We start from the raw sequence: 4,368 nt of genomic DNA, 5'->3' as shown, positions 1-4,368 counted from the left end.
CTCCAGCCCCTCCAGCACCTCCGCCTGCCGCGCCATCGGGTCCGTGGCAGGCGCCCCTTCGTGGAAGGCCAGATCGACCAGCGCGCTTTCCAGGTATTCCACGGTCGAGAAGCCCGCCCCCGCCTTGCCTGCGGCCAGCATCCGGTCGCGCAGATCGGCGGGCAGGACCTCGCCCGTCTGGTGATGGCGCGCATGGGCGTCCAGCACCGCGGGCTGTTCCAGCCAGTGTTCGTACAGCTGGCTGGGCAGCTCCACGAAATCCTGCGCCACCGATGTCCCCGAGATCGAGGGCCAGGTCACGTCCGACAGGATGTGATGCGTCGCATGACCGAATTCGTGGAACAGCGTGCGCGCGTCGTCCCAGGACAGGAAGGCCGGGCCGCCCGGCTGATCCGGCGGGGTGAAGTTGCAGACGTTCACCACGATGGGCCTCTGGCCGTCGCCGATCTTGTGCTGCATCTGCAAGGCCGAACACCACGCCCCCGACCGTTTCGACGGCCGCGCGAAATAGTCGCCAACGAAGATGGCCATCAGCTGGCCGTCGCGGGTGATCCGCCAGGCGCGCACGTCGGGCGCCCACAGCGGCGCCTCCAGCGGCTGGAATTCCAGCCCGAACAGGCGGTGCGCGACGTCGAAGACCGCGCCCAGCATCGCGTCCAGCGTCAGATAGGGGGCCACGTCGTCAGCATCGAAATCATGCGCGCGGGCGCGGTGGCGTTCGGCGTACAGGCGCCAGTCCCAAGCCTCCAGCGGGCCGTTCACGCCGTCTTCGTGCAGCATCGCGGTCAGCCGGTCCTGGTCCGACAGGGCGCGGGCGCGCGCCGCGGTCCAGACCTGGGACAGCAGGTCGCGCACCCGGTCGGGGGTCGCGGCCATCTGAGTCTCCAGCTTGTAGCTGGCGAAATCGGCATATCCCAGCAGCTGCGCACGTTCGTGGCGCAGGGCCAGAATCTCGGCGACCAGCGGCAGGTTGTCGGTCGCTTGACCACCCGCGCCCGACCCCGAACCGCGCGCCGTCCAGGCGCGGAACGCCGTCTCGCGCAGCGCCCGGTTCTGGGCATGTTCCAGGAACGGCACGATCAGAGAGCGGTTCAGCGTCACCACCTGCCCCGCCATGCCGCGTTCGCGCGCCGCCGCCCGCATCGCGCGGACCAGCCAGTCGGGCAGCCCCGCCAGCGCGTCGTCGGCCACCGGCATGACGTAATCACGCTCGTCGGTCAGCACGTTCTGGGTGAATTGCGTGGTCAAGACAGCCAGCCGCGCGCGGATCTGGGCCATGCGGGCGCGGCCCGCGTCGTCCAGCCCCGCCCCGGCCCGCGTCAGGTCGCGCAGCGCCAGCTCGGTGATGCGCCGATCCTCGGGCGCAAGGCCGTCCGCCGCCGCGGCCACCGCGCGGACGCGGGCGTAAAGGCGCGGGTCCATGCTGATCCGGCTGCCGTATTCGGCCAGACGCGGCGCGAAATCGCGCTGCAGCGCCTGGCGCGCGTCGTTCGAATCGACCCCGGCCAGCGTATAGAACACGGACAGGACGCGGTTCAGATCCTTGTCCGCGGTCTCCATGGCCGCGATGGTGTTGGCGAAATCGGGCGCGTCGGGATTGGCGGCGATCGCCTCGTTGGCGGCCTCGGCCGCGGCCAGCGCCTGGTCGAAGGCGGGGGCGAAATCCGTATCGCGGATCAGGTCGAAACGCGGCAGCCCCTCGGGGCCGGTCCAGCGGGTCAGTTGCGGGTTCATCAAGACCTCCTGTCGTCGACGGGCAGCCTAGGGTTGCGACATGCCGGGTTCCAGCGCCGATTGCGCCCCGCAGACCGGACAGGCCGGGTCCTGCGCGCAGGCGATGGTCCGGGTTTCGCCATAGAGGCCGTCGAACAGCACCATCCGGCCGCGCAGGCCCTGTCCCGCGCCTGTCAGGTGCTTGATCGCCTCCAGCGCCATCAGGCTGCCGATCACGCCGGGCAGCGCGCCGACGACGCCCGCCTCGGCGCAGGGGGCGTCGCGTTCGGGGGCGACGGGAAACAGGCAGGCCATGCAGGGACCGCCGCGGGCCGGGTCGAACAGGGTCACCTGCCCCTCCCATTGCCCGATGGCGCCCGACAGCAGCGGCACGCCCGCCGCCACGCAGGCGGCGTTGATCGCGGCGCGGCCCGCGAAACCGTCGGTGCCGTCGATGACCAGGTCATGCTGGGAGATCAGGTTGGTGTCGGCTTGGGTGATGCGGCGGGTCAGGGGCGTCACGTCCAGATGCGGGTTCAGGCGCAGCATCGCCTCGGCCGCGGCATAGGCCTTGGGTTCGCCGCGCAGGTCGTCGCGAAAGATCACCTGGCGCTGCAGGTTGGACAGGCTGACCGTGTCGTCATCGGCCAGCGTGATGCGCCCCACCCCGGCCGCGGCCAGGTACAGGCAGACGGGCGATCCAAGGCCCCCCGCCCCCACGACCAGCACCCGCGCGGATTTCAGCCGCATCTGCCCCACGCCGCCGATCTGGTGCAAGACCAGATGGCGGGCATAGCGGTCCAGTTCGCCGTCCGACAGGCCCGCGTCGCGGGTCACCGGGACCGGTTCGGGCGTCGCCCGCACGCGCAGGCGGCGCAGCAGGCGGCGATAGCCGATCACCAGCAGGACCAGCGCGCCCAGCACCAGCCAGCCTGCCGCGCTGCCGCCAAAGGCCGTGGCCACCCCGCTACCCGGCGCGACCACCTGCAGCGACAGCATGCCGACCCACAGGATGCCCACCATCAGCAGCGTCACCTGTCGCGGCAGGTGCAGCACCCGGCCCAGGATCAGCAGCATGACGATCAGGAAGACGCCGGTCACAGCCCCGCCCCCCCGGTCGAGCCAAAGCCGCCCTGCCCGCGCGCGGTGTCGTCCAGCGCGTCGACCAGATCGAACCGGGCCTGCGGCGCGGGGGCCACGACCATCTGGGCGATCCGGTCGCCGTGGTGGATGATGAAGGGCGCATCGCCCAGGTTCAGCACGATCACGCCCAGAGGCCCGCGATAGTCGCAGTCGATCGTGCCGGGGCTGTTGGGAAGGGTCAGGCCGTGTTTCAGCGCCAGCCCGGACCGGGGGCGGACCTGAACCTCCCACCCTGCGGGATGGCCAGCGCCAGCCCGATGGGGATCAGCGCGCGGCCCATCGGCGGCAGGGTCACCCCCTGCGCCCGGTCGGCGGGGGCAAGGTTCGCGTACAGGTCGGCCCCCGCCGCCCCCTCCGTCTGATAGGCGGGCAGCGGAATGGCCGGGTCGGCATCGGGCAGGCGCATCACGCGCAGGACGGGGGCATGGGTCATGGCGCATCCTTGCAACGCAAAGGGCCGCGCGGCAATGCCCGCGCGGCCCCTGTTTCCGTCGTCTGTGTCGCAGGCCTTATTTCGGCGCGATCATCATGACCATCTGGCGGCCTTCCAGCTTGGGCATCGTCTCGACCTTTCCGGCCTCTCCGACGTCGTCGCGGACGCGGTGCAGCAGTTCCAGGCCAAGGTCCTGGTGGGCCATCTCGCGGCCGCGGAAACGCAGGGTCACCTTGACCTTGTCGCCGCCTTCCAGGAACTTGAGCACGCTGCGCATCTTGACGTCATAGTCGTGGGTATCGGTTCCCGGACGGAACTTGATCTCCTTGACCTCGATGACCTTCTGCTTCTTGCGGGCCTCGGCCTCGCGTTTCTGCATCTCGTACTTGTACTTGCCGAGGTCCATGACCTTGCAGACCGGGGGGGCCGCGTTCGGCGAAATCTCGACCAGATCCAGCCCGGCATCCTGTGCCATCTGCATGCCGACCGACGGCGGCACGACGCCGATGTTTTCCCCTTCGGGACCGATCAGGCGAATTTCGGACACGCGGATGCGTTCGTTGGTGCGGGGACCGGTGTCACGTTGGGGCGGTGCGTTATGCGGGCGGCGGGCTATGGCGTTGCTCCTTTTATGGCCAATGCGAAGTGACAGGAAAATAAGGGCAACCGCGCCGTTATTCAACCGGAATTGATCGGTGCGGGCCGCAATTCGACCCCGCGGGGGCCGATCCGGCCCCAATCGGGGGGTGCGGCGCTTTTCCGGCGGGGGGGGCTGTGTCATAGAGTGTGCCAATGCCATGAACATCAGGGGTCCATGATGCCGAAACTGTTGCCGATCGTCGTGATTCTGGTTCTGGCCGCGGGGGGCGCGTCCGTGCTGATGCAGAGCCGGTCCGACGAACCCGTGGAACTGGCCCAGGCCCCCGAGACCGTGGCCCCCGACACCGTCGCGGGCGATGCCGCGCGTCTGGCCGACGACGCCGCCGACGCCGCCCAGAGCGCCGCCCAGACCGCGGATCAGGCCCCCGCCACGCAGGGAACCGACAGCCAGGATGCAGCCAACGCCGCGGCCGATGCCG

At 70.1% G+C, this 4,368-nt stretch carries 3 protein-coding genes and 2 pseudogenes; 1 reads left to right on the top strand and 4 read right to left on the bottom strand.

The window, feature by feature from the left end; genetic code table 11:
• From TY51_RS19810 to infC, 4 genes and pseudogenes are all read right to left on the bottom strand, one after another.
• Positions 1–1,734 (bottom strand): M3 family metallopeptidase (locus TY51_RS19810; RefSeq protein ID WP_052650510.1); only part of this gene is annotated, 1,734 nt, incomplete at its 3' end.
• Between the two features lie 27 nt (positions 1,735–1,761).
• A complete protein-coding gene (locus TY51_RS19805; RefSeq protein ID WP_231559170.1) occupies positions 1,762–2,814 on the bottom strand; it encodes a molybdopterin-synthase adenylyltransferase MoeB in 1,053 nt (350 codons plus the stop codon).
• Positions 2,811–3,289 (bottom strand): annotated as a pseudogene (dut, locus tag TY51_RS19800) (dUTP diphosphatase). Before dut ends, TY51_RS19805 begins: the two are co-directional and overlap by 4 nt.
• 76 nt (positions 3,290–3,365) lie before the next feature.
• Positions 3,366–3,905, bottom strand: a complete 540-nt coding sequence (gene infC, locus TY51_RS19795) for a translation initiation factor IF-3 (protein ID WP_042253052.1) — start codon at positions 3,903–3,905, stop codon at positions 3,366–3,368.
• A 198-nt stretch (positions 3,906–4,103) separates the two neighbouring features.
• Between infC and TY51_RS19790 the strand changes: the two are divergent.
• A pseudogene (locus TY51_RS19790) lies at positions 4,104–4,368 on the top strand (hypothetical protein); the annotation flags it as partial.

Source organism: Paracoccus sp. PAMC 22219, from assembly GCF_000787695.1.
Lineage (GTDB): Bacteria > Pseudomonadota > Alphaproteobacteria > Rhodobacterales > Rhodobacteraceae > Paracoccus.
This window is presented reverse-complemented; position numbering and strand designations above follow the sequence as displayed.